This window comes from Chryseobacterium sp. FW101-FHT12H09 (assembly GCF_058790395.1).
Genome location: NZ_JBYTCP010000004.1, coordinates 161,214 through 186,218 on the forward strand (window position 1 = coordinate 161,214; position 25,005 = coordinate 186,218).

25 protein-coding genes and 1 tRNA gene are annotated in these 25,005 nt (G+C 33.9%); 1 reads left to right on the top strand and 25 read right to left on the bottom strand.

What is annotated here, in order from left to right; genetic code table 11:
• From hisH to AC3WRL_RS16420, 13 genes are all read right to left on the bottom strand, one after another.
• A complete protein-coding gene (gene hisH, locus AC3WRL_RS16360) occupies window positions 1-579 on the bottom strand; it encodes an imidazole glycerol phosphate synthase subunit HisH (RefSeq protein WP_492330759.1) in 579 nt (192 codons plus the stop codon).
• A gap of 1 nt (window position 580) precedes the next feature.
• Entirely contained in the window at window positions 581-1,675 is a 1,095-nt protein-coding gene (hisB, locus tag AC3WRL_RS16365; protein WP_492330760.1) for a bifunctional histidinol-phosphatase/imidazoleglycerol-phosphate dehydratase HisB, read from the bottom strand.
• A complete protein-coding gene (hisC, locus tag AC3WRL_RS16370) occupies window positions 1,672-2,703 on the bottom strand; it encodes a histidinol-phosphate transaminase (RefSeq protein ID WP_492330761.1) in 1,032 nt (343 codons plus the stop codon). Before hisC ends, hisB begins: the two co-directional genes overlap by 4 nt.
• Window positions 2,703-3,986 carry a histidinol dehydrogenase gene (gene hisD / locus AC3WRL_RS16375; RefSeq protein ID WP_492330762.1) on the bottom strand — a complete coding sequence of 428 codons (1,284 nt, stop codon included), beginning with the start codon at window positions 3,984-3,986 and terminating at the stop codon, window positions 2,703-2,705. The genes hisC and hisD overlap by 1 nt, the downstream gene beginning before the upstream one ends.
• Before the next feature lies 1 nt (window position 3,987).
• A complete protein-coding gene (gene hisG, locus AC3WRL_RS16380) occupies window positions 3,988-4,845 on the bottom strand; it encodes an ATP phosphoribosyltransferase (protein WP_261512116.1) in 858 nt (285 codons plus the stop codon).
• A gap of 250 nt (window positions 4,846-5,095) precedes the next feature.
• Window positions 5,096-6,193 carry a glycosyltransferase family 4 protein gene (locus AC3WRL_RS16385; protein WP_492330763.1) on the bottom strand — a complete coding sequence of 366 codons (1,098 nt, stop codon included), beginning with the start codon at window positions 6,191-6,193 and terminating at the stop codon, window positions 5,096-5,098.
• Complete coding sequence (locus AC3WRL_RS16390) at window positions 6,190-6,966, bottom strand: polysaccharide deacetylase family protein (RefSeq protein ID WP_214825259.1); 777 nt, start codon at window positions 6,964-6,966, stop codon at window positions 6,190-6,192. The genes AC3WRL_RS16385 and AC3WRL_RS16390 overlap by 4 nt, the downstream gene beginning before the upstream one ends.
• Window positions 6,967-7,896: a glycosyltransferase family 2 protein gene (locus AC3WRL_RS16395; RefSeq protein WP_492330764.1), complete on the bottom strand. Its 930-nt coding sequence runs from the start codon at window positions 7,894-7,896 to the stop codon at window positions 6,967-6,969. It lies immediately after the preceding gene.
• Window positions 7,897-7,900: 4 nt separating this feature from the next.
• On the bottom strand, window positions 7,901-9,070 hold the full coding sequence (locus AC3WRL_RS16400) for a glycosyltransferase family 87 protein (protein WP_214825265.1): 1,170 nt from the start codon (window positions 9,068-9,070) through the stop codon (window positions 7,901-7,903).
• Window positions 9,071-9,097: 27 nt separating this feature from the next.
• Complete coding sequence (locus tag AC3WRL_RS16405; RefSeq protein ID WP_492330765.1) at window positions 9,098-9,910, bottom strand: 2,3,4,5-tetrahydropyridine-2,6-dicarboxylate N-succinyltransferase; 813 nt, start codon at window positions 9,908-9,910, stop codon at window positions 9,098-9,100.
• Window positions 9,911-10,083: 173 nt separating this feature from the next.
• Window positions 10,084-10,446, bottom strand: coding sequence for a DUF2255 family protein (locus AC3WRL_RS16410; protein WP_492330766.1), 363 nt, complete (start codon window positions 10,444-10,446; stop codon window positions 10,084-10,086).
• Window positions 10,447-10,555: 109 nt separating this feature from the next.
• Window positions 10,556-10,882, bottom strand: a complete 327-nt coding sequence (locus AC3WRL_RS16415) for a LytR/AlgR family response regulator transcription factor (protein ID WP_492330767.1) — start codon at window positions 10,880-10,882, stop codon at window positions 10,556-10,558.
• 39 nt (window positions 10,883-10,921) lie between these two features.
• Window positions 10,922-11,491: a C40 family peptidase gene (locus AC3WRL_RS16420; protein ID WP_492330768.1), complete on the bottom strand. Its 570-nt coding sequence runs from the start codon at window positions 11,489-11,491 to the stop codon at window positions 10,922-10,924.
• 153 nt (window positions 11,492-11,644) lie between these two features.
• Between AC3WRL_RS16420 and AC3WRL_RS16425 the strand changes: the two genes are divergently transcribed.
• A complete protein-coding gene (locus AC3WRL_RS16425; protein ID WP_492330769.1) occupies window positions 11,645-12,295 on the top strand; it encodes a hypothetical protein in 651 nt (216 codons plus the stop codon).
• A 71-nt stretch (window positions 12,296-12,366) separates the two neighbouring features.
• On the opposite strand, the gene AC3WRL_RS16430 is transcribed toward AC3WRL_RS16425, so the two are convergent.
• From AC3WRL_RS16430 to amaB, 12 genes are all read right to left on the bottom strand, one after another.
• Entirely contained in the window at window positions 12,367-12,744 is a 378-nt protein-coding gene (locus AC3WRL_RS16430) for a membrane lipoprotein lipid attachment site-containing protein (protein ID WP_214825281.1), read from the bottom strand.
• 26 nt (window positions 12,745-12,770) lie between these two features.
• Window positions 12,771-12,844: transfer RNA gene (locus AC3WRL_RS16435), tRNA-Ala, on the bottom strand.
• A 578-nt stretch (window positions 12,845-13,422) separates the two neighbouring features.
• Window positions 13,423-13,902, bottom strand: coding sequence for a MarR family winged helix-turn-helix transcriptional regulator (locus tag AC3WRL_RS16440; RefSeq protein WP_214825283.1), 480 nt, complete (start codon window positions 13,900-13,902; stop codon window positions 13,423-13,425).
• A complete protein-coding gene (locus tag AC3WRL_RS16445; RefSeq protein ID WP_492330770.1) occupies window positions 13,902-14,396 on the bottom strand; it encodes a GNAT family N-acetyltransferase in 495 nt (164 codons plus the stop codon). The genes AC3WRL_RS16440 and AC3WRL_RS16445 overlap by 1 nt, the downstream gene beginning before the upstream one ends.
• A 144-nt stretch (window positions 14,397-14,540) precedes the next feature.
• Window positions 14,541-15,956, bottom strand: coding sequence for an efflux transporter outer membrane subunit (locus tag AC3WRL_RS16450; protein ID WP_214825288.1), 1,416 nt, complete (start codon window positions 15,954-15,956; stop codon window positions 14,541-14,543).
• A gap of 91 nt (window positions 15,957-16,047) precedes the next feature.
• Window positions 16,048-19,194 carry an efflux RND transporter permease subunit gene (locus AC3WRL_RS16455; RefSeq protein ID WP_214825290.1) on the bottom strand — a complete coding sequence of 1,049 codons (3,147 nt, stop codon included), beginning with the start codon at window positions 19,192-19,194 and terminating at the stop codon, window positions 16,048-16,050.
• On the bottom strand, window positions 19,194-20,378 hold the full coding sequence (locus AC3WRL_RS16460) for an efflux RND transporter periplasmic adaptor subunit (protein WP_214825292.1): 1,185 nt from the start codon (window positions 20,376-20,378) through the stop codon (window positions 19,194-19,196). Before AC3WRL_RS16460 ends, AC3WRL_RS16455 begins: the two co-directional genes overlap by 1 nt.
• A 1-nt stretch (window position 20,379) precedes the next feature.
• Entirely contained in the window at window positions 20,380-20,835 is a 456-nt protein-coding gene (locus AC3WRL_RS16465) for a transcriptional regulator (RefSeq protein WP_214825294.1), read from the bottom strand.
• Between the two features lie 114 nt (window positions 20,836-20,949).
• Window positions 20,950-21,462: a GNAT family N-acetyltransferase gene (locus tag AC3WRL_RS16470; RefSeq protein ID WP_492330771.1), complete on the bottom strand. Its 513-nt coding sequence runs from the start codon at window positions 21,460-21,462 to the stop codon at window positions 20,950-20,952.
• 154 nt (window positions 21,463-21,616) lie between these two features.
• A complete protein-coding gene (locus AC3WRL_RS16475) occupies window positions 21,617-21,847 on the bottom strand; it encodes a DUF2007 domain-containing protein (RefSeq protein WP_214825298.1) in 231 nt (76 codons plus the stop codon).
• A gap of 61 nt (window positions 21,848-21,908) precedes the next feature.
• Window positions 21,909-23,234 (bottom strand): L-lysine 6-transaminase, encoded by a 1,326-nt coding sequence (gene lat / locus AC3WRL_RS16480; RefSeq protein WP_492330772.1) that lies wholly within the window; start codon window positions 23,232-23,234, stop codon window positions 21,909-21,911.
• Between the two features lie 88 nt (window positions 23,235-23,322).
• Window positions 23,323-24,873, bottom strand: a complete 1,551-nt coding sequence (gene amaB / locus AC3WRL_RS16485) for an L-piperidine-6-carboxylate dehydrogenase (RefSeq protein WP_214825303.1) — start codon at window positions 24,871-24,873, stop codon at window positions 23,323-23,325.
• Between the last annotated feature and the right edge of the window lie 132 nt (window positions 24,874-25,005).

Sequence of the window (25,005 nt, forward strand, 5' to 3'; positions counted from 1 at the left end):
TTACAGTTTTAAAAAGTTTTCAAGCAATTGAGCACCTGTTCTCCCAGACTTTTCAGGGTGAAACTGCATAGCAAAGAAGTTATCCTTTTGCAGTGATGCACTGAAAGGTAAAATATAGTTACATCTCGAAGTGGTATATTCGGATAGCTCACAGTAATAGCTATGAACAAAATAGACATCCTTATCTTTTTCAAAATCTGAAAAAACAGCAGATCTCAAATCTGTAATACCATTCCATCCCATGTGAGGTACAATTTCTCTTGATGGAAATTTCTTTACATTAATATCAAAAATTCCCATTCCAACTGTATCTCCTTCCTCATTATTTTTACACATCAACTGCATTCCCAAACAAATCCCTAAAACAGGCTGTTTTAAAGTTGGAATAAATGTATCCAACCCTTTACCTTTGAGAAGTTTCATCGTTGAAGAAGCTTCACCCACTCCTGGAAAAATGACTTTTTCCGCTTTTTCAATCAATTCAAAATCATCCGTAATAACAGATTCTTTATTTAATCTGCTTAAAGAATTCTGAACAGACTGAACATTCCCGCCATTGTATTTTATAATTGCAATCATCCTATAAACTTCCTTTAGTTGATGGTAAATTAAAATTCTTATCGGTCTGATTCACGGCCATTTTTAAAGCTTTAGCAAAAGCCTTAAAAATAGATTCAATCTTATGATGTTCATTACTACCCTCCACTTTAATATTTAAATTGGATTGAGAAGAATCAGTAAATGATTTGAAGAAATGTGAAAATAATTCGGTCGGAACATCACCAATTTTTTCTCTGTTAAATTCAGCATCCCAAACCAACCATGGTCTACCCCCAAAATCAAGAGCAACCTGCGCCAGACAATCGTCCATTGGAAGTAAAAACCCATATCTTTCGATTCCTTTTTTATTCCCCAAAGCTTTAAGAATTGCCTGGCCTAAAACAATAGCAGTATCTTCAATTGTATGGTGCTCATCTACCTGCAGGTCTCCATTTACCTTAATGATAAGATCTAAATTTCCATGTTTCGAGATTTGCTCCAACATGTGGTCAAAGAAATGTAAGCCGGTTGAAATTTTAGAATTTCCTTTGCCATCAAGATTGACTTCAATTTCAATATCCGTTTCATTTGTTTTTCGGGATACCTTAGCCTGTCTTGGAATCTTTTTTAGAAACTGATAGATCTCTGACCAGTCTTTTGTAGAGAGATCTGCTTTTACATTGAACGTTTCACCCATATAAATGGCTTTTGATCCCAAATTTTCTGCCAACTGAACATCTGTTATACGATCTCCTATTACATATGAATTCTTAAGATCGTAATTTCCATATATATATTTTCCAAGCATTCCCACTCCTGGTTTTCTGCCAGGTAAATTTTCGCTTTCAAAGCTTTTATCAATTAAAATATCACTGAAAATAATACCTTCATTTTTTAAAGCATTCAGCATTTTTTCATGAGGTATTATAAAATCTTCAAACGGAAAACTCTCTGTACCTAATCCATCCTGATTGGTAACCATCACCAGCTCATAATCTAGTTCCTTAACAATTTTGGAAAGATTTTGAAAAACTCCGGGATAGAACTCTAGCTTTTCAAGAGAATCAACCTGAAAATCAGTTGGCGGTTCTATGATCAAAGTGCCATCGCGATCTATAAATAATACTTTTTTCATGATTCAAGCTTTTTTAAAATAGTGATTAAACGAATATTTTCATCTCTCGTCCCAATATTAATCCGAATACAATTCGGAATGGCTGGTGCCCTTTTATTCGTCAATACTTCACTTTGTAGTAGCTTTTGATATACATTGTCAACATCATTAAACTCTACTAAAAAGAAATTGGCATCAGTAGGAAATACTTTAGTAACAGATTTGATATTTCTGAATTCACTTTCCAACCATGCTTTTTCCTTTAAAATATTTTCTACATTTTTTTGAAATTCATCTGCATTATCGATACTTTTTAAAATCAATTCCTGACTTAAAGAATTTACATTATAAGGAGCTTTTACCGTATTGATCAAACGGATGATCTCTTCTGTAGCACAGGCTATTCCTACCCTCGCTCCAGCTTTTCCCCAGGCTTTAGAAAAAGTCTGAAGAACGATAAGGTTCGGGTATTTTTCAAGAAGTTTGAGACTAGATTGTTTATCTGAAAATTCAATATATGCTTCATCTACAACCACAATTCCTTCAAAATTCTGAAGATAAAATTCAATATCATCTACACTGTTTCCCGTGGGATTATTTGGTGAACAAAGGAAAAATATCTTTGGTTGGGCTTCTTTAGATACTTTCAGGAAATCTTCCTTTAGAATCTCAAAATTTTCATCAAGATTTACCTTAAAAACCTTATTTTCATTAATTGCCGCATAAAAGGCATACATTGCAAAAGATGGGTCCATCATCAAAATAGCATCTTTTTTAGGTTCACAAAAGATCTTGATGATTAAGTCAATAAGTTCATCACTTCCATTTCCTACTGCTATCTGCTGAGGACTTAGATTTTTAAAATCTGCTATTTTTCTCTTAAGCTCTTTTTGAGTCGAATCAGGATAACGGTTAAATTCTCCAAAAGGACTTTCATTAGCATCCATTAAAACTGGAGTTTCAAACTCATTATGATCTCTAAAACTTATATAAGGCTGTAATTCTAAAATGTTCTTTCGTACAAACTGACTGATTGTTAATTGCTTCATTATTTTTTATATTTTAATCGAATTGAAACGGCATTTTTATGGGCAAATAATCCTTCTGCTTCTGCCATTATCTCTATTGTTTTTCCTAAATTCTGTAACCCTTTTACTGAGAGCTCCTGAAAAGTAATTTTCTTTACAAAGCTGTCTATTGAAACTCCACTATAATTTTTTGCAAACCCGTTGGTGGGAAGTGTATGGTTAGTACCGCTGGCATAATCTCCAGCACTCTCACAGGAATAATTTCCAAGAAACACAGAACCGGCATTTTGAATAGATGGAATATGTTTTTCAAAATCACTTAAGGTCAGTATAAGGTGTTCCGGAGCGTATGAATTACTAAATTGGATGGCTTCTTGGGCAGTATTCAGCAGAATAAAATGACTGTTATTCAATGATTCTTCTGCTAATTTATTTCTTGGAAGCTTTTTAACCTGTTCGTGTACTTCTTCAATGGTTTCATTAAAAACTTTTAAATCCGTTGAAATAAAAACAACCTGGCTATCACTGCCATGTTCAGCCTGAGAAAGTAGATCTGCAGCACAAAATGCCGGAATAGCCTGTTGGTCAGCAATCACTAAAACCTCACTTGGTCCTGCAGGCATATCGATCGCAACACCATAATTTTGAGCATATTCCTTTGCGGCAACAACAAACTGATTTCCAGGTCCAAAAATTTTGTATACATTAGGTATACTTTCAGTTCCTAAAGTCATTGCTGCAATTGCCTGTGCTCCACCGATCTTAAATATTCTGGTTACTCCACAAAGCACTGCTGTATAAATAATAGCGGGATTTACATTTCCATTTTTATCTGGAGGCGTACATAAAATAATTTCGTTACATCCAGCTAATTGAGCAGGAATAGCCAACATAAGAACCGTAGAAAATAAGGGTGCCGTTCCTCCGGGTATATAAATTCCCACTTTTTCAACAGCACGGTTTTCCCGCCAGCATATTACCCCTTTTGTGGTTTCAATCTTTTCAATCTCAACCTGTTGTGAAGTGTGAAACTTTGTAATGTTTTGCATTGCTACCTGAATAGCTTCTTTCAGTTCATCACTTATTAAAGAGCCCGATCTATCAATTTCTTCCTTTGAAACTGTAATACTTTCAATTTCTGTAGAATCAAATTTTTTAGTGAACTCCAGCAAAGCTTCATCACCATTTTGTTCTACTTTTTTGAAAATTTCGGAAACTATTCCTGAAACTTCTTCTTTTTTGAGAACAGGTCGTTTTATGAGTCCTGCCCATGTTTCTCTTTGAGGATATCTATTTATAAACATATTAAATCACCATTTTATCGATTGGAATTATTAGAATATCCTGAGCTCCATTTTCTTTGAGCTCATCAATGACTTCCCAGAATCTTTCTTCGTCTATAACTGAATGGATGCTACTCCATCCTTTTTCAGCCAAAGGAAGTACTGTGGGACTTTTTAGAACTGGCAAAACATTAGAGATATCCTGAATCTTTTCATTGGGGACATTCATCAGGATATATTTTGATTTTTTTGCTTTTAAAACGGCTTTGATCCTAAATAGAAACTTTTCCAGAATGTTTTCTTTTTCTATATCCAGTTGTAGATTCTTTGCCAATACAGCTTCGGAACTAAGTAAAGTAATGGTCTCTCTCAACCCATTTTTGAACAGGGTACTTCCGGAACTGACAATATCACAGATTCCATCGGCCAAACCAATATTTGGAGCAATTTCTACAGATCCTGAGATAACATGGATATCTGCAGAAATGGAATTTTCTGTTAAGAATTTCTTGAGGGTATTTGGATACGAAGTAGCTATTTTCTTTCCCTGGAAATAACTGAGTTCATCCGTTTCTATTTCTTTGGGAACTGCAAGAGAAACCCGACACTTTGAAAATCCAAGTTTCTGAACAATTTCAATTTGCTTTTCTTTTTCTATCAGTAGGTTCTCACCAACAATGGCAATATCAACTACTCCATCTTCCAGATATTGTGGTATATCAGAATTTCTGAGATACATAATCTCAAAGGGAAAGTTATCAACCGAAACTTTTAGTTGGTCTTTTCCGTTGTTAATGAAAATTCCGCAGTCTTTCAAAAGCTGTAAAGAATCTTCATAAAGTCTGCCGCTTTTCTGAATGGCAATTTTTAATTTACTCATTGTTGCACTTATTGTGTCTGAGTAAATAAAAAGTATTTTTGAAAAATTTCCGCGAAGAATTTAGAAACAAAAAAACCGTCTGTTACTCAGACGGTTTTTAATTATTTTTGATTTTAACACATGTTATTATCAATCAATTCCGTCTTAGCAGAGATGATGATAATAATGATGTAGTGTTAAAAAATTCGGTTTCATTTGTTGAAAATTGTGATACAAATGTAGGACTTATTTTTAAATATCAAAGTTTTTTTTAAATAATTTCCAGATATAAATTCATCAGTTCGTTGGCAATAGGCTCATCATTAAACTTCTGAACAAACTCAAAACCCTTATCAGCACGACGTTTTCTTTCAGACTCATTGTCCCACAGAAATTGTATTTTGGATTGAATATCCAAGTGATTTTCCGGATTGATGTATACAGAATCTTTTCCACCTGCTTCAGGCAGACTGCTTGTGTTACTCGTTATGGTGACTGTTTTTGAAAAAAGCGCTTCAATAATGGGAATTCCAAATCCCTCAAACAAACTTGGGTAAATAAAAATATCTGCAAGTTTATAAATAACGGCTAATTCATCCATAGAAACTCCTTCTAAGAAATGAACCTGCTCTTCCAGCTTGTTTTTTTTAATGAAAGCTTCTACTTTTTTATAATAACCCGTTTTTCTTCCAACCACAACCAAGGGAATTCCGGTTCCACTGACTGCCTTCACAATATTTAAAAGGTTTTTCCGCTCTTCAATCGTACCCACATTTAAAATAAACCTTTCAGGAAGCTTAAATTTTTCTTTTGTGATCTGAATCAGTCCTTCGGATTGCTGTTCTTTAAAAGCCTTATGACATCCCTGGTAGATTACTTTTATTTTATGTTCCGGGACTTTTAAATACTGAACAATATCAGATTTCGTCTGCTCGGAAATAGCAATTATTTTATCAGCATTCTGAGCCGCTTTTTTAAATTTCCACAAATGAATTTTACAATCAAAAAACGAGTAATATTGAGGATATCTTACAAAAATAAGATCATGGATCGTTACGATTTTTTTTATTGATTTTTTGTCCCATTTTAAAGGTAATTCCCCTGATAAACCATGAAAAATATCGGCATTAGCTTTTTGAGCGTCTTTGCCCATTTTAAACTGGCGCGACATATTCCCTTTTGAAGTTTCAACAAAATGAACATTCGTATTCTGCAGAATATCTGCTCCTCGGTCGGATCTATTTTTATTGATTAAAAGATATTCATTATCAGGAAAATATTGAGAAAGAATTCTTACAAGATCTCTCGAGTAATTCCCCAATCCTGATGTATTATGGAAAAAACGTTTTGCATCAAAAGCAATCTTCATGATTCTATCTTTTTTTGAAATTCCTGGAACGTTCCAAAGCTATACTTTTTATCCTTAAGCCAGCCAATAAATTGATCAAATCTCTCCACCATATCCTTTCCGGAATTTTTCACCGTAAACCCAGGAAGTTTAAATGCTTCATCTTTAATTTCTGCAAATTCCCAGGGGTGAAAGTATATATTAAGGTAATTATCTTTTTTCAGGCTATCTGAAGCTATTTTTTTATAGATCGACAATGGAAAATTATGAAAGCTCAACCAGAACAAAGGGATTCTGAAATTGGGTGAAACAGATGCTGGGATCTGAGTGACATTACCTTCTTTAAAATAGGTTCTTGATACTTTTAAATTATTGTATCTACCCGGTAAAAAAGTTGGATTAATGGAAGAATTATAAGAATATCCTGCTCGCTCAACGGAAGTTTCATTGACAGGCATCATTCTAGGCATTCTAAGCCCGGTAACTTTTGTTGAAAATAATTCTTCTAACTTTTCTCTGGATTCTTTTAAATGCTTTTCTTCAAATTCAGAATGAAACCAGGTGTGAGAAGCCAACTCATGCCCTTCCTGCAATAATCTTTCAATTAAATGTTTACTATTTTCCGCAAAAACTACTGTAGAAAAAAAAGTAGCTTTTACCTGATGCTTTTTAAGAAGATCAAGAATTCTTTCCAATCCTGTTTGTGAAATCAAAATCTGCCTTTCAAAAGGAATTTCTCCTTTATATTCTAATGGCATATCAAATTCTTCAATATCAAAACTCAATAAAACCATTTATAAATTTTTATTTTTAATAATATAATTAGGTCTTTCTTTGACCTGTTTGAAGATCTTCCCTAAATATATCCCTATGATTCCAAGGATAATTAATTGTAAGCCACCAAAGAATACAATCGTCATAATCAGGGATGCCCAACCAGAGATTTCAGTATGGGTGACAAAAGAATGAATAACATAAATCCCATACCCCAATACTGAGATTGCGGAGAATAAAAAGCCTAAATAAGCTGCTATATATAGAGGTTTTACACTGAAAGCCGTTATACCAGTAAATGCAAAGGTGACCATCTTTTTCAGATTGTAACTACTCTCACCTGCAACCCTTTCGTTTGCTGTAAAATCAATTGCTGTTTGCTTAAATCCCATCCAGCTTGTTAAGCCTCTTAAAAACAAATCATCTTCATTGAACTTTCTCATCACTTCCACAGCACTAGCATCTAATAATCTAAAATCAGATCCACCTCCTTTAGTAAGATTTACATCTGATAGGCTGGATAATAATTTATAGAAAAAATCGGATGTTTTTCTTTTAAAGAAAGAAATCTCCTTAGGATAGGTTCTCACCGTTAATACGACATCATATCCTTCTTCCCATTTTTCGATCATTTTAGTAATCAATTCTGGTGGATGCTGAAGGTCTCCGTCCATAGAAATTACTGCATTTCCATGGGCAAGGTCCATTCCTGCTTTTACGGCTGGCTGATGTCCAAAATTCCTTGAAAATTCAATAAATTTTACTTCATCATATTGTTGGGATAATTCTTCAAGTTTTTGTTGTGTAGCGTCTCTGCTGCCATCATTTACAAATATAATTTCAAAATCATAGTTGCTTAGTCCAGAAAAAACCTCTTTGATCTTTTGATGGATCATAGCCACATTTCCCTCTTCATTATAGGCAGGAATTACAATAGAAATTTTTTTCATATGATCAATTCAGGCTGTAATTTTTTTCAAAATCTTTAGTTAAAAGCTCATAAACAACTCTCAACCAAACTACGATACAAGGTACAGCTTTTAATGAATATTTGATGATGTAATCATTTTTAACCGATTTCGGAAATAGATCAGAAGTTGAAAAACAAGTGAAAATAATCACGAAAATCAATAGTCCTGTAATAAGAGGTGTTCTCTCTTTCTGAAGGAAAAACCAGATCATTACACCCACTACAGCAATAATATAAGTTGGAGATTCTGAACTGGAACTGAACAATACCAAAAACAGTAAAGTAGAAGCTAAAATCATCAACTGAAAGGCATAATGTTTATATTGTTTAATTCTAATATAAGGTAAAGCAAATAGGGGTAAGCCAAAAGCTAAAAACACAAGATTAGAAATTGAAGCATCTCCAAGAATCCTTCTAACAAAACCCATTAATGAAATATCCTGCATATTTCCCAATACCTGATTTTCATTGTTTTTTTCTACAATAGAATGGAACCAGTCGGCATAGCTTTGTATTACAAACTGCGGGCTGGAATAGATCATAGGAATGACAAAGAATAGTGCTGCAATTACCAATCCTGAAAGAATAAATTTTGTTTTATTTTTAATAAAGAAAAACTGGGTTAATCCAACGATACCATATATTTTCACAAAAACACCAATTAATATTGCCGTAGCTGACTGCACTTCTTTTCGTTCATAAATATAGACCGCTGACAATATTAAAAGACCGGTTAGAGCTACATTAAACTGTAAACTTAAAGCGGCTGTAATATATTCCTGAAGGCATAACAATCCGAAGATTGCTTTTTTAGAATCTGAAAATGGTAATTTATAAATTGCAAATACAAACACAAAAGTATTAATCAGATTCCAGAGAGAAATTCCAAGCCAATCGGGCATTCCTGCAAATGGAGCAATCAGGAGGCTAAAAAAAACTCCATAATGATTTAGATCAAAATAGAGGTCAGGATAATGAATAAATAAATTCTTCTGATTAATGGTATTAAAGAATACATTTTTAAAAATCAGATAATTATTGATCGCATAATCTCCTCTTAAATATTTGGAAATTGCAGTAACCACTGATATAATAAGATAAACCCCAAATATATATTTAGGGTTTAATATGAATTTTAAAACTTTTTCTTTCAAAATTGTGCGTATTAGGTAAGTTAAGGCTTAAACAGCTACGTTGTTCTCCCTTAAAGCATCGTTAAGAGAAGTCTTCTTATCTGTAGATTCCTTTCTTGTACCAATGATCAGTGCACATGGAACCTGATATTCTCCAGCAGGATACTGCTTTGTATAACTTCCTGGGATCACTACTGAACGTGCAGGCACTCTTCCTTTGATTTCGATAGGTTGATCTCCGGTTACATCTATAATTTTAGTAGAAGCTGTTAATACTACATTAGCTCCTAATACCGCTTCTTTTTCTACGTGAACTCCTTCTACCACGATACATCTTGAACCAATGAAACAATCGTCTTCAATAATTACAGGTGCAGCCTGTAAAGGTTCTAAAACACCACCGATACCAACACCACCACTTAAGTGAACATTTTTACCAATCTGTGCACAACTTCCTACAGTCGCCCAGGTATCTACCATTGTTCCTGAATCTACATAAGCTCCGATGTTTACATATGATGGCATTAAAATTACTCCGGAAGCAATAAATGCACCTTCTCTGGCAACAGCATGAGGTACAACCCGCACTCCTTTTTCAGCGTAATTTCTCTTTAAAGGCATTTTGTCATGAAATTCAAAAGGACCTACTTCTATAGTTTCCATTTTCTGAATTGGAAAATACATTACTACAGCTTTTTTCACCCATTCATTAACCTGCCATCCATTATCTGTAGGCTCAGCAACACGAAGTTCTCCGGAATCTAATAAAGCTATAACCTCTCTTATGGTCTTCTTGCTCTCTTCATTTTGTAATAAATCTCTATTATCCCAGATGTTTTCAATAGTTTGTTGTAACGACATGCTTCTAATTTAAATTATTTTTTCGAATATAAGTAACGACCCTGTAGGTACGTCATTTCAGGCGATAAAAGTACAAAAGTTTGTCGTAGTATACAAGTTTGAAAAAATGACAAATATTAAGAAATTAACAATATTAGTCATTTAATATAATCAGGATCCGGTACTTAATTTCTCTATTCACAAACAATAAATTCCATTGTTTTTTCAACATGCTTTCCTTCAGTTATTGGTTTTGCATATTGCTTTGTGCTATACTTTGTTAAATAGACCTGATTAATAGAAGGAGTAATGTCCACAAGATCATCGGGAATATGTGCATTAATATTCAATATGATATCTCCACATTTTATTTGTCCACGGGAATCTTTTAAGAAGCTGTTGTACCAACTATTTTCTGCAAATCCCCAGGAGCGGGCAAAAATTCTACCATTTACAACCACCATCCAGATGTCTAAAAATGTTTCACGTTCTAAACCTGCTTTTATTCCACTAATATCGTTTTCACAGATGTATTGTAAAGCTTTTTTCTTATTCATTATCTTTTAATTTTTCACAAAACTAAAATGAATGAAAATACAATGAAATATTATTATTCAGTTGGTGGAAAATATTATTCTATTAGATAATATATGGATGTGGATTGATTTATAACATCATTTCGTCTAAAGCTTTCACCAAACAATCCCTGTAACTTTTTGCAACAGCAATTTTTAGATCTTTAGAAATGATTTGGTTGTTTTCGAAAGATTCTATGTTTGTCAGATTCACTATATATGAATTATGAATACGCATAAATTCATCTGGCAAACTTTCAATTAAATCTTTAAGTGTTTTATAATAAATGTATTTCTTATCATAGGTAGTGAAAATCTCAACGTAATTTCCAAGGCCTTTTATCATGATAATATCGTTAAAGAAAAGCTTAATCAGTCTTTTATCTGTTTTAATAAAAGCAAACGTTTTGTTTTTCATCTATCTTATTAAATCATTTACTTTTTAATACAGCTTTTTTCACAGAACTCTCTGCGCGTGTAGATAAGCTTTGTTCCAGTACTTTTCATTTAACGAAGATATCATTACCCCTTTTGAAGTTGAGGCATGGATAAATTTGATCTCACCATCACTTCCGATATCATGGACAATACCAACATGTGACACTCTGCTACCTCCTGCTGTAGCAAAAAATAACAGATCACCAGGCTTCACTTCACTGATATCAATTTTTTTACCGGCATCAGCCTGATCAGAAGATCTTCTTGGTAATTTCTGGTCATTTTCTTCAAATACTTTCACTGTAAAACCGGAACAATCAAATCCTGATGAAGTATTACCACCAAATTTATAGGGTGTTCCAATATATTTTTCGGCATCTTTCAAAATACTATTGATAGAACTTGGGACTTTTCCACTAAAATTAGAATCTAATTTTCTTAAGTTCTCAGATTTTGCAACCGTTTTTGTTGTATTCTTTTTTGAGGAAACATTTTTACTGCTTCCACATGAAATCACTAACGAAGTTGCAATCAGCAAAGCAGCTAACTGCTTTATTCCCTTTTTTTCAATAAATAATCCTGGTGTCATATCTGTCTGATTTTTACCTATGTACGTAATTATTGACAAATATACATTTTATATTTTAATTATAAATATTCTATACTATAACTATATCATAAATATATGTTAAAATATTGTATTTAATTAATTATCATTATATTTGAATCAAATTTTGGAAAAATGGCCACATATGAAAGCTTAATAAAAATAACAGGATCTGTTGGAGATCTTGTCTTTTATACACTGAACGGAAAAAATATTGTTCGGAAAAAAAGTGGTTTTAATAAGAACGCTTTCAAAAAGAGTCCTTCGTATGAAAAAGTAAGACAAAACAGTTCTGAGTTTGGGCATTGTTCTAAAGTGGGAAAAACAATTCGCCAGGCACTTGATTCTTTCATTAAGGCAGCGGAAGATCCTCTACTCTATCAGAGCTTTGCTAAGCTGATGACGGAAATAAAAGATTTGGATATTGTATCGGGAAGAGGAAAGCGTAGTGTAAAAAACGGTATTTCTTTACAGGAAGGAAAAGACTTGCTCAGGAAGTTTCAATTTGGAAAACTTCCTAATTTAGAAGCAATTGCTTCAATTTCATTTGACCTATGGGAAAATAACCTTCAAATAAATAAAAGATTTGACGCTGATGAAGTTATTATTGTTACTTTAAAAATGGATTTTGATTTATATTCGATCGAAAAGTTTGAAGAAATCATCTCTCTGAAACAACAATCTGAAAGTATAAAATTTGAAAAGCATTTTTCTGATGATGATCTTATTCTTTATTTTATTGTTTTAAAGAATATCGGGGAAATCGTAAATATGGGATTTGTTTAAAAATGACTATAAAAAATTAAAATAAAAAAGGCTACCAATTGGGTAGCCTTTTTCAATATTATAATGTCATATTATTCCTGCTTATCTTTTCCTCCAGACCATGATCCGGATCTTGTAGGAGTTGGAACTTCATTTGTCCAGCTTCCGCTTCCTTTTTTATCAGTTCCTAAATTCCCTCTGAAATCACCATCTGCTGGTAAACCTACTGAAGCATTTAATTCTCCTGAATCGTTAAGGTGACCACTAATTTTGTAGTTCTCATTATTCGTATCAGAATGCATTGTTCCATTTACAGTTCCGTCACTCCCTACCACGATGTTCCAAATTCCTTTGTCACTCCCGTCATAAGTTCCGGACCAGGTTCCAATGTAGTCATAGATCGTATCATCATCTGAACTACATCCTATTAGTGCAAAAGTCGCTAACAAAAGAAAAAAAAGTTTCTTCATAGTTTAATAAGTTTTACCAATATATGTGGAGAATACGGGGATCGAACCCGTCACCTTTAGACTGCCAGTCTAACGCTCTAGCCAGATGAGCTAATTCCCCAATGTTTCTCACTTCTAATTTCTGAAGCGGTACAAAAGTAAGTATTTATAGCACATATACAAATAGTTTGTTAGATTTTATTTAACAAGATTAGCAATTAACTGGATAATAGTTACAAATTTTGTGAATTTTTAGACGATAAATAATTCAAATTGGAAATATTTTAGAACCATCATATTTTACCGTCTTACTTTAAAACAAAAAATCTCTAGTAAAAACTAGAGATTTATCTTAAATAATATATAAAAAAATGATGTGGTGTGCTGCTTTTATTAAAATCAATTGTAAAGAAAACTTCAATATTGATGCGTCTTAAAGCATAGTTTGCATTTGCGTTTTTGTTACTTGCAAATACTATACCCTATGTCGTAATTATTTTAATAAAATTTTAAGTTTTTTTTCAACTGATGCAGTATCAACACATTAATTTTATACTCTCTTCAGGTTAAAATATAAATAAAAACAAAAATTGAAAGACAAAATCGAAAATTACCATGAAATAACAAACAAACCCAGAATAAACGGGGTTTACAATAGATTCAAAATGATCAGATTTTAATTCTTACAATCTTGTAATACTATTTGTTATTCTTAAGTTGCAATGTGCGCTGTAAGAATGATTGATTGGCAATTTTTTCCTCAGCTTCATCAATTGCTTTCAGCAAATGATTTTCGTTATCTGCTATCTCCGCCAATACCGTTGAAATCAACTCCCATACAGGTTTCATTTTCTCTATAAGTTCAAGACCTTTAGGAGCAAGTTCAATCATTCGTTTCCGTTCATCATGTTTATCTTTTTTTGAGATGATCATTTTTTGTTTTTCAAGCTCTTTCAATAAGCTAATAGTGGACGGGTGAGTATATCCTATCTCATTTGCTATTTCTACAACACTGAGTAATTTTTTATGATGCAATGTAAAGATGACTGGAAACCACTTAGGTTCAAAGTCAATACCGAAAGCTTTATAAATTAAAGCCCCATCCTTCCGCAACTGCTCACTAAGCCTTTGTAATCTCGTGGATATAGCAAGAATACCTGATTCGTTAATAACATTCATTAGACTTCATTTAGATTACGTATATAAAAAATATTATCTGCATTCATCAGAGGAAATTTAGCTGGAAGATCTTCTTTAGCTATTACTTTAAATTGGTTACGCTCATAAAAACGCATTGCAGCATTCAATACTGAAACAGTACCCAACATGATCTTATCGATCTTATTTTCAATACAATAAGAGATCAAAATTTCCAGTAATTTCTGTGCAAGCTGATGTTCTTTGCCTCTGAATTCTTTCTTAACGAACATTTTTCTGATGGCTCCGGCATTGTCGTCAAATTTAACTAAAGCTATAGTTCCCACAAGTTCTCCATCTATGAAGGCTCCCCAAAAGTTCCCCCCTCTTTCTCTGTAAAAGCTTTCTATCTTTAGAAGATCCGGTTGGTCTTCAATGGTAATGGGAATATTAAATTCTTTTTGCTGAATATTCAGAATCAAATCTATGACCTGCTCAGAATATGTATTGCCGATGGGTTGAATTTCTAATGTCATCACTTTTTCTTTAATGTACAAAACTACGTAGTTAACTACATATATGCAAATTAAATTGTATAATATTGATTAATTATTCTATCTATGAAATAAAAAAGACGCATGCAATTCCGCATACGTCTTTTATTCTGACTCATCGTTTTATTATTTCCAGCCTCCTCCAAGAGCCTGATATAAGTCAACACTAGCTTTCATTTTGTTATATTGAGCATTTGAAATATTCAATTCAGCGTTCAATGAATTCACACTCGCATTCAACACTTCAAGATAGTTGGCCATACCATAGTTAACCAATTCCTGAGAGAAGTCAACTGATTTCTTATAAGCATTCAGTTCTTTTCTTTTCAAATCAATGAAAGAATCCTGAACGGAATAAACACGGATTGCATCAGAAACTTCTTTCCCTGCTGTAAGAACTGTTTTTCTAAAGTTTAAATAAGCTGTTTCCTGATTCGCTAAACTAACGTCGTAATTGGTTTTGATCGTTCTTCTGTTTAAGATCGGCTGTGCCAGTCCTGTAACAACGTTAGCAAACAATGAATTGACACTAAATAAGTGATCAATATCTACTGATTGAACTCCCCCTGTTCCTGTTAGTTTTAAAGTAGGATAAAACTGTGCTTTTGCTGAATTTGTCAGTTCAAAAGCATTCATCAGGTTGTACTCTGCTTTCATAACATCAGGTCGGTTAGCTAATAATTGAGCCGGGTATCCTAATTTTATATCATTTGGAAGGCTTTGGTTTTCTAAAGTCGATCTTTCGATTGCATGAGAAGGCTCTCCCATTAATAAGCTCATTGTATTTTCCAATGACTGAATTTGTGTATCAATATCAATCAGTAATGATTGGGCATTAAAAACAAGTGCCTCACTTTGCTGAACTGCAACTTCAGTTACCGTTCCTGACTCTTTTAAAGCTTTTGTTGTTTCCAGATTTTTTTCACGAACGTCAATCGTTTCCTGAATAATTTTCTTTTGTGAATCAAAAGTCAGCAATTGGTAATAAGCAGATGCCACAGATGCTACGAGACTGCTCTTTACTGCTTTATGGGCAGCAACAGTTCCTAAATAACTTGCTAGCTGAGCTTTTTCCTGTGCTTTCAATTTACCCCAGATATCAGCTTCCCAGCCAATACTTGCTGTAATATCAAATTGGTTGACATACCTTCTTTCTCCAATGATCTGACCAAACTGTGTATTAATAGACTGGGTCTGAAATGTGTAGTTAGGTCCAACTGAAACAGTGGGTTGATATGCTGCTTTACTCTGCTTTAAATAAGCTTCTGCAGATGCAATACTTTGCAAAGCAATTCTAATATCTAAATTATTTTCTAAAGCTTTTGAAATATGTCCCTGCAATATTGGATCTGTGAAAATTTCTTTCCATGAAATATCTGCGATAGATGCACTGTCTTTAGGAAGCATATCCGTACGGAAAAGCTTTTCGTCCACAACATTTTTCGGTCTTTCATAGTCTTTTCTTGCCATACAAGATGAGATGGCAGCCAGTACGAAAGCTGAAAAAGTTATTCCTTTTATGATGTTTAATAAACTTTTCATTTTTAAAAATTGGAAGTTAGAAATTAGAGGTTAGAAGCTAGATTTAAGATTTTAGACTAATATCTAACCTCTAACCTTTCTAATCTATATTTTATTCTGCTAAATTGATGTCTTCTCTTTTAATAGGCTTGATCTTTTCTTGCAGTGTTTCGAAAATCACATACAACACAGGAATCACAATAAGTCCTAATACTGTTCCTATCAATAACCCGATTGCTGCACCGGTTGCAATAGATCTGTTACCTACCGCTCCGATACCACTTGCTAATACCAATGGCAATAATCCAAAGATGAAAGCAAAAGAGGTCATCAAAATTGGTCTTAATCTCGCTTTCGCAGCATTGATCGCAGACATTACAATGGTTTCACCGTGGTGCCTTCTCTGAACAGCAAATTCGACAATCAAGATGGCATTCTTCGCCAGCAATCCAACCAACATGATCAAGGCGATCTGGAAATAAATATTATTTTCCAAGCCCATGATCTTTTGTCCAAAGTAAGCCCCCATTACCCCTAAAGGAAGTGAGATCACAACAATTAACGGAAGAATATAACTTTCGTACTGAGCAGAAAGGATAAAGTAAACGAAGATCAAACTTAATCCGAAAATTAGTAATGTTTGAGATCCTGAGTTCAATTCCTCTCTCGTTAATCCAGTAAATTCTACATCATAATTCTGATTCAGGGTTTCTTTTGCTACTTGCTGTACTGCAGTAATAGCATCCCCTGAACTGAATCCCTGAGAGTTACCACCAGTGATTTTCACAGATGTAAACAAGTTATAACGGCTAACAGATTGTGGTCCGTATGCCTTTTTTAACGTTACAAACTGTGAAATTGGCGACATTACTCCTGAACCTGTTTTTACATATAGTTCATTAAGATTATCTATATTTTTTCTGTTCTCAGGAAGTGCCTGAACCATTACTCTAAACTGTTTCCCGTATTTCGTAAAGTCAGCCGTATAAATCCCTCCGATATACCCTTGCATTGTACTTAGGATATCACTTACAGAAACTCCTAATTGCTTAGACAATGGAACATTAATTTCCATTTGATACTGCGGATATTTTGTATTAAAAGAGGTTTGTGCAAATTCGATTTCGGGTCTTTCTACAAGCTTACCAATGAATTCATTGGTCTTATCATCAAGAGCTGCATATTCACCACCCGACTTATCAAGTAATACCATCTCAAACCCAGCACTGTTACCAAAACCAGGTACACTTGGTGGTTGGAAGAATACGATTTTAGCATCCGGTACATTTCCAGAAATTCCAAATAACTTTTTCGTGATATCTTCAGAAGTCAGATTATCTTTTTTCCTTTCATCGAAAGGTTTCAATTTGATGAATGCAAGACCATTGTTACTTCCGTTTCCTGATAAAAATCCTCTACCTGTTGAAATAGTGACATTCTGCACTCCCGGAATTTTCATTGCACTGGCCTGTAGTGTTTTCAATGCGTTATATGTTCTTTCCATAGAAGCTCCCGGAGGCAGCTGTACATCGGTAAAGATAATTCCACGGTCTTCGGTAGGTACAAAACCCTTTTTCATTGTTGAGCTTGCCCAGAATAAGATTCCTCCTGTAACAGCAAAAATGATCAGAGTAACCCACTTATGTCTTAACAAGAAAACGAATCCTCTTCCGTAACGTTCAGTAGTTGTTCTGAAAGCAATATTGAATTTATAGAAAAACTTCTGAAGGAAATTCAGTTCCTTGTATTCTTTATGATGTTCAGAGTGAGGTTTCAGGAATAATGAACATAAAACCGGACTTAATGTTAATGCATTAACAGCAGAAATGATAATCGCAACAATAAGCGTAATACCAAACTGCTGGTAGAATACCCCTGTAGGACCTGTAATAAAGGTTACCGGAATAAATACGGATGCCATTACCAATGTAATTGAAATAATAGCTCCTGTAATCTCATCCATTGCTTCTACAGTTGCCTTTTTAGCATCAGAAATACCATGTTCCATCTTGGCATGAACGGCCTCGACGACGACAATCGCGTCATCCACCACAATACCAATTGCTAGTACTAGTGCAAATAAGGTTAAAAGGTTTAATGAATATCCAAATAAATTCAGGAAGAAAAATGCTCCTACAATAGATACCGGAACTGCAATGGCCGGAATCAAAGTGGATCTGAAATCCTGTAAGAAAATATATACCACAATGAATACCAGAATAAACGCTTCAATTAAGGTATGAACAACCTTTTCAATAGACGCATCTAAGAATTCATTGGTATCAAAGTTAAAGGTATATTTTATCCCTTTAGGAAAAGTTCCTTCAGCTGATTTTAAATAGATTTTAATATTTTTAATGATCTCCTGAGCATTAGAACCCGGTGTCTGAAAGAATCCCATACTAATAGAGGGACTGTTTCCGTTTTCCCCAATTCCTGTATAAGATTGCCCGGCTAATTCAACTTTTGCAACATCCTTAAGCATCAAATTCTGTCCGTCTCCTAGAGACTTGATAATGATGTTGTCATATTGAGATTTTTCGTTGAATTTACCAACATATTTAATGATGTACTCAAAAGAGCTACCGCTGTTTTGTCCGATGGACCCAGCTGCTGCTTCTCTACTTTGTTCATTAATAGCTCCTGTAACGTCATCCGGTGTTACTCCGTACGCTGCCATTTTTGCAGGATCCAACCACACTCTCATAGAATAGTTTTTCCCACCAAAAACAGTGGCATCCCCTACACCATTAATCCTTTTAATATTAGGAATAATATTAATATTCAGGAAATTTTGAAGGTATACATCATCAAGATCCTTATTTTCAGAATAGAAGGACATATACATCAAGGCACTGGTCTGCTGTTTCTGAGTAACAACCCCTGAACGCGTTACCTCACTCGGAAGCAATGGTGTTGCTCTTGTTACACGGTTCTGTACGTTTACCGCTGCAATATCCGGATCAACTCCTTGTTTGAAGAAAACCTGGATATTTGCAGAACCATCGTTACCAGCTGAAGAAGTAATATAATCCATTCCTTCTACCCCGTTGATCTGTTCTTCCAAAGGAACTACTACACTTTTCATTACAGTCTCCGCATTGGCTCCCGTATAGTTCGCTGTAACACTTACTGTAGGAGGTGCAATATCCGGATATTGGGTGACAGGCAATGAAATAAGGCCTAAAACACCGAGTATAACAATTAATATTGATATAACAGTGGATAAAACCGGTCTGTTAATAAAGTTTTTTATCATTAGAATTTCGGTTTTATAGATTGAACCAGGCTATCCATTTTTACAGGTTTTGGTTTTACAGCAGTTCCTGATTTCAATCCACCGATACCTGCTGCAACTACTACTTCTCCTTTATTTATTCCTGATTTTAATAACGCCATGTTATCAATTCTGTCAATTACACTGACAACTACATTCTTAGCAGTGTCTTTTTCTACTTTATAAACGTAAACAATTCCCTGTTGTTCATAGGTAGCACTTTCAGGAACTACCAAAACATTATCGTAAGCTTTAGGTAATCTAATTGTTCCACTATTTCCATTACTTAGTAATTTTTGAGCATTTGAAAATGCCACTCTGAACTGAATAGTTCCTGTAGTTGGATCAATTTGCCCGGTAATGGCCTCGATCTTTCCTTTTTCAGGATAAAGACTTCCATTAGCCAACTGTAAATCAACCATGGGAAGATTTTTGATTTTTTCCGGCATAGTTGCACCTACAGATTTCTCCAGAAAGTCAAAATATTCCTTCTCATTCATTGAGAAGTAAGCGAAAACCTGAGAAGTATCAGAAATCGTTGTTAGCGGAGTCTGATCTGTCGGACCTACCAAACTACCTACTTTCAAAGGCAGCTTTCCGATAACTCCTGAAATAGGGGCACGGATAATAGAATATTCGATATTCGCTTCTACTCCTTTATAATTAGCACTTGCCTGACGTTTTGAAGCAATAGCCTGCTGTAATTGCGCCTGAGCTTGTGCTAAATTAGCTTGTGCTGTTTGTAATTGAACGTTACTGATGATATTCTTCGCAACCAAAGGTTTTAGCTTATTTACTTCTACCTGAGCTGCATTTACTGAAGCCTGTGCCGCTGCAATTGTAGATTCGGCAGCGCCAATTCCTGCTTTTGCTGCAGCTGCATTTTCAGTTAATATATTTGTTTCCAAACGGAATAAAGGCTGTCCTTTCGTTACGTATTGTCCTTCATCAACTAAAAGCTGTGTAATATATCCCTGAATTTTAGCTCTTACATCATTGTTTACTCTACCTTGTATACTCGCAGGGAACGTTTGATATCCAATGATATTTTTTTGTTCAACCGAAATTACAGGATAAGGCTTGGCACCATCCTGTTTCGGAGCTTCTTTTTTGCAGGCCGTCAAAGAAATAGCTGCAACAGAAAGTATAATTAGTTTATTTGTCATTTTATAGTTTATTAATAGATTCCTGAATATTTGAAATATTTTTGTTTAATAGCGCCTTATAAATTGTAAGTTTTTCATTGTAGTCTTCATCTTTTACTTTTCTTAAGTTGTTTAAATCATTTAATAATTTTAATTCGTCTTGTAATCTTTGTACTATTTTTTCAAATCTTATCTTCATATGTTCATCATTAATAAAAAAATACCTTTTCCTCTCATCCATCTTATTAAGATCTATAATAAGCTGTGAGTTTAGCAACAATGAAATACTGGTGGAAACGGAACTTTTACTGGCAGAGAGTACCTCTACAAATTCGTCAAAAGTAATTCCTACTTTCTCAAAATCGAAAATGAGGTAGGAATAGATTTTTGAAGCTAATGGTGGTATATTCAAAGAGCTGCCATAAAATTTCACAGCATCTTGAAAAACTTTTTCATCAACTTCTATACTTTGATGCATAATTTAAATTTGAACAAAAGTATAAATTAGTTCAGAACTAAACGAACAAACTCAATAGAGTTTATAAATACATAGCGTTTTAAAAATTCAATGGAAGTTGATTTAACTTTTTACTCAAATTATAATCTTCTCAAATGCTTTTCTTACGCCGCCTGCTAAAACGACTTCACCACAATAGGAGTATCCCTGTTTCTCAAGAATCTTCAGCATGGCAATATTATCGTAATTGGTATCTACTTTTACACTTTGAACCCCTTGGGATTTTGTGTAATCTTCTATGCGTTCAAAAAGTTTCTTAACTAAACCTTGTCCTGCAAATTCTTCGGAAACGGCTACTCTGTGTACAACCACAAATTCACCATTGCTTAGCCAGGCTCCTTCAATCGTGCTGTAAGCAGGTTCATCATTGAATATTAAAGCAACATATACTGCAACAGCTTCATCTACTGTAAGTACAAATCCAAAACCTTTGGCAATATCACTTTCTACAGTATCAGCATTAGGATATCCATTCTGCCATTGGGTACTCCCATCCGCCTTCCTCCTTTGTATAGCTTGCTGGATAATTTCCCAAATGATATTTCTGTCTTTAATTTCTGCCTTCCTGAATTTAACTTGCTGCGTCATATATTTTTAATTGTTGAAAAAATTTAAAAGACAAAAAATAGGATTATTTTAAATCATTTATATTTCCTTAGCATTAAATTTAAATAAAAAAACCGAAAACTAATTAAATTAATTTTCGGTTCGAAGTAGTAAAATTTAAAATTATGAAATTCTTTTATTGGTTTGCACTTTGTTGTATATAAGTGTCAATAATTTCGAATGCTTTTTTCTCATCCTCTAAATCCACCATAACTTTTAGTGATGTCGCTGTTGGCGTTGTCGTAAAAGTTAAATAATTATTTTCAACAGTGTTTGTGATTTGGGCGTCATCTAATTTAGATTTGATCAATTGAATTTCTGAAGGATTATCACTTTCAAAAACTGATACTCGCGTACTTCTTTCCATATTTTATCCTTTTTGAAATCTAAATATAGTAAGATTTTTCCAAAATTACAAATCTGTGGTTTTAAATTTTGTTAATATTATTTTCTATTTTATCCAAAGCAAGCTGAATTTCTTCTCTGGAAACATTCAGATGTGGTCTAAAACGAATCGATTGATCTCCACACGATAAAATAATTAAACCATCATTGAAAAGTTCATTAATTAAATGGTTTCTCTGCTCTCCCGAAGGAAGGTCTATAGCACACATTAATCCTCTTCCTCTTGCATTGGAAATTTTTTCAGGATACTTCTGAGCTAAATTCTGTAAGCCTTCTAATAAGTACTCACCTACCAGCTTAGCATTCTCCACAAGATTTTCTTTTTCAATAACTTCCATTACCAATTGGAAACGAAGCATATCGATAAAATTCCCTCCAAAAGTGGAATTAATTCTTGAACTTTCTCTGAACACATTATTAGGAATCTGGTCAAATTTCTCTTTATTTGCTAAAACTCCACATACCTGTGCTTTTTTACCAAAAGAAATAATATCTGGTTTTGCAGTAAAATGTTGGAAAGCCCACATTTCTCCCGTAATTCCAATACCGGTTTGTACTTCGTCAAAGATTAAAAGAATTTCATTCTGATCACACAGTTTTCTTAATTCAACAAAAAACTCATCTCTAAAATGGTTATCTCCACCTTCAGCCTGAATAGGTTCAATAATGATACAAGCTACTTTGTCAGGATTGGAAATAATAGCTTCTTCGATATGCAATAGCGCTAATCTTTCATTTTTGATCGTTTCCTCTAAATTCTCTTCAGTGATTGGAAAGCTCAATTTTGGATTAAGGATTCTTGGCCATTCAAACATTGGGAAATATTGATATTTCCTAGGATCAGAAGTATTTGTTAAACTTAATGTATAACCACTTCTTCCATGGAATGCCTGTCTGAAGTGAATACAAATTCCAGCTTCAGTTTGAAGTCCTTTTTCAAAATTCTTACGTGTTTTCCAGTCAAAACATGCTTTCATTGCATTTTCAACGCCTAAAGAACCACCTTCAATAAAGAAAGCTAATTGTAATTCTTCGGGGATAACTACTCTTTCAAAAACCTCTAAAAAATGAGCATATTCCTCTGAATATACGTCTGCAAGCGTTGGTTTATTAACCGCCATTTTTCCTAGCCATTCTGATTTCCCTACAAGGTAAGGGTGATTGTATCCGATAGATGCTGAACCGAACATCGAAAACATATCTAGAAATTCTTTATCTGTAAGCCTGTCATACAGCCATGAACCATGAGATTTTTCGATATCCATTACGAAATCAAAACCGTCTGCCAGTACGTGTTTTCCTACAGTCTCTTTAACTTTATTTGCTTTTATATCAATTGTCTGTTCCATATTGTTGTGATTGAAAGATTAAAGATTGAAAAAAAATTAATTAAAATATATACATTTTTCAATCTTTAAATGATTTTAAATGTTTTAATTAAATATCAAACTTAATTCCTTGTGCTAAAGGAAGACTTGTCGTATAGTTGATCGTATTCGTTTGTCTTCTCATGTAATATTTCCAAGCATCTGAACCCGATTCTCTACCGCCTCCTGTTTCTTTTTCACCACCGAAAGCACCTCCAATCTCAGCACCAGAAGTTCCTATATTTACATTCGCAATTCCACAGTCTGAACCCGCTTGAGAAAGGAATAATTCTGCTTCTCTTAAATTTTGAGTCATAATTGCAGAAGACAATCCCTGAGGAACATCATTTTGAATAGCAATTGCTTCTTCAAGAGTTTTGTATTTTATTAAATATAAAATGGGAGCAAAAGTTTCATGTTGTACAATTTCGTAAGAGTTTTTTACTTCAGCGATACATGGTTTTACATAACATCCAGACTCATAGTCTTTACCGCTTAGAACACCTCCTTCAACAATGAACTTCCCACCTTCTTTTTTACATTTTTTGATTGAATCTTCATATTGAGTAACAGCACCTTTATCAATTAGTGGTCCAACATGATTAGTCTCATCTAATGGATTTCCGATTTTTAACTGTCCGTATGCTTTTACCAATCTATTTTTTACTTCATCATAAACATCTTCATGAATAATCAGTCTTCTCGTAGATGTACATCTCTGACCCGCAGTTCCTACAGCTCCGAAAACAGCACCAATGATCGACATATCGATATCAGCATCTTTAGAGATAATAATGGCATTATTTCCTCCCAGCTCAAGGATAGATTTACCAAATCTTTCAGCAACTTTAGAAGAAACCATTCTTCCTACTCTTGTAGAACCTGTGAAAGAGATTAATGAAACACGCTTGTCATCAACTAGTTTTTGTCCGATCTCGTGATCAGAAACCATCACACTTGAAATTCCTTCAGAAAGGTTATTTTCTTTAAGAACTTCAGCTAAAATATTTTGACATGCAATTGCACAGAAAGGTGTTTTTTCAGAAGGCTTCCAAATGGTTACGTTTCCACATATCCAAGATAATGCTGTATTCCAAGCCCAAACAGCTACCGGGAAGTTAAATGCTGTAATAATTCCTACAATTCCCAGTGGATGATATTGTTCATACATTCTGTGACCTGGTCTTTCAGAATGCATGGTAAACCCGTGAAGCTGTCTTGATAAACCAACAGCAAAATCACAAATATCAATCATCTCCTGAACTTCACCAAGACCCTCCTGTAGAGATTTTCCCATTTCATAAGAAACAAGTTTCCCTAAATCATCTTTATATTCTCTTAATTTTAGACCTAACTGTCTTACAATTTCTCCCCTTTTTGGTGATGGGATCATTCTAAATTCCTGAAATGCTTTTTGAGCAGATTGAATTACCTTTTCATAATCAGCTTCATTTGAAGTTTTTACTTTAGCAATTAATTTTCCATCAACAGGAGAATAACTTTCTATTATTTTTCCTGATGCAAAGTACTTTCCACCTACGGAAGTTCCTTTGTTATCATCTTTAATACCTAGATTTTTAAGCGATTTCTCGATACCGAAATCCTTGACTTTTTTAGACATAAAATATTCCTTTTCGTTTTCTCTAAAGATAAAAATATTATGCGAAACCCAAAATTTTAATTTTCGTTGCGTTTTTATTTGGACTAATTATAAACATGCTTATCTTTGTAATACCAATATTTTAATTTCAGA

Excerpts from the sequence above, each read along its gene's own strand:
- hisH (WP_492330759.1), bottom strand. The coding sequence starts at position 579 with ATGATTGCAATTATAAAATACAATGGCGGGAATGTTCAGTCTGTTCAG.
- hisB (WP_492330760.1), bottom strand. The coding sequence starts at position 1,675 with ATGAAAAAAGTATTATTTATAGATCGCGATGGCACTTTGATCATAGAA.
- hisC (WP_492330761.1), bottom strand. The coding sequence starts at position 2,703 with ATGAAGCAATTAACAATCAGTCAGTTTGTACGAAAGAACATTTTAGAA.
- hisD (WP_492330762.1), bottom strand. The coding sequence starts at position 3,986 with ATGTTTATAAATAGATATCCTCAAAGAGAAACATGGGCAGGACTCATA.
- hisG (WP_261512116.1), bottom strand. The coding sequence starts at position 4,845 with ATGAGTAAATTAAAAATTGCCATTCAGAAAAGCGGCAGACTTTATGAA.
- AC3WRL_RS16385 (WP_492330763.1), bottom strand. The coding sequence starts at position 6,193 with ATGAAGATTGCTTTTGATGCAAAACGTTTTTTCCATAATACATCAGGA.
- AC3WRL_RS16390 (WP_214825259.1), bottom strand. The coding sequence starts at position 6,966 with ATGGTTTTATTGAGTTTTGATATTGAAGAATTTGATATGCCATTAGAA.
- AC3WRL_RS16395 (WP_492330764.1), bottom strand. The coding sequence starts at position 7,896 with ATGAAAAAAATTTCTATTGTAATTCCTGCCTATAATGAAGAGGGAAAT.
- AC3WRL_RS16405 (WP_492330765.1), bottom strand. The coding sequence starts at position 9,910 with ATGTCGTTACAACAAACTATTGAAAACATCTGGGATAATAGAGATTTA.
- AC3WRL_RS16410 (WP_492330766.1), bottom strand. The coding sequence starts at position 10,446 with ATGAATAAGAAAAAAGCTTTACAATACATCTGTGAAAACGATATTAGT.
- AC3WRL_RS16415 (WP_492330767.1), bottom strand. The coding sequence starts at position 10,882 with ATGAAAAACAAAACGTTTGCTTTTATTAAAACAGATAAAAGACTGATT.
- AC3WRL_RS16420 (WP_492330768.1), bottom strand. The coding sequence starts at position 11,491 with ATGACACCAGGATTATTTATTGAAAAAAAGGGAATAAAGCAGTTAGCT.
- AC3WRL_RS16425 (WP_492330769.1), top strand. The coding sequence starts at position 11,645 with ATGGCCACATATGAAAGCTTAATAAAAATAACAGGATCTGTTGGAGAT.
- AC3WRL_RS16430 (WP_214825281.1), bottom strand. The coding sequence starts at position 12,744 with ATGAAGAAACTTTTTTTTCTTTTGTTAGCGACTTTTGCACTAATAGGA.
- AC3WRL_RS16440 (WP_214825283.1), bottom strand. The coding sequence starts at position 13,902 with ATGAATGTTATTAACGAATCAGGTATTCTTGCTATATCCACGAGATTA.
- AC3WRL_RS16445 (WP_492330770.1), bottom strand. The coding sequence starts at position 14,396 with ATGACATTAGAAATTCAACCCATCGGCAATACATATTCTGAGCAGGTC.
- AC3WRL_RS16450 (WP_214825288.1), bottom strand. The coding sequence starts at position 15,956 with ATGAAAAGTTTATTAAACATCATAAAAGGAATAACTTTTTCAGCTTTC.
- AC3WRL_RS16455 (WP_214825290.1), bottom strand. The coding sequence starts at position 19,194 with ATGATAAAAAACTTTATTAACAGACCGGTTTTATCCACTGTTATATCA.
- AC3WRL_RS16460 (WP_214825292.1), bottom strand. The coding sequence starts at position 20,378 with ATGACAAATAAACTAATTATACTTTCTGTTGCAGCTATTTCTTTGACG.
- AC3WRL_RS16465 (WP_214825294.1), bottom strand. The coding sequence starts at position 20,835 with ATGCATCAAAGTATAGAAGTTGATGAAAAAGTTTTTCAAGATGCTGTG.
- AC3WRL_RS16470 (WP_492330771.1), bottom strand. The coding sequence starts at position 21,462 with ATGACGCAGCAAGTTAAATTCAGGAAGGCAGAAATTAAAGACAGAAAT.
- AC3WRL_RS16475 (WP_214825298.1), bottom strand. The coding sequence starts at position 21,847 with ATGGAAAGAAGTACGCGAGTATCAGTTTTTGAAAGTGATAATCCTTCA.
- lat (WP_492330772.1), bottom strand. The coding sequence starts at position 23,234 with ATGGAACAGACAATTGATATAAAAGCAAATAAAGTTAAAGAGACTGTA.
- amaB (WP_214825303.1), bottom strand. The coding sequence starts at position 24,873 with ATGTCTAAAAAAGTCAAGGATTTCGGTATCGAGAAATCGCTTAAAAAT.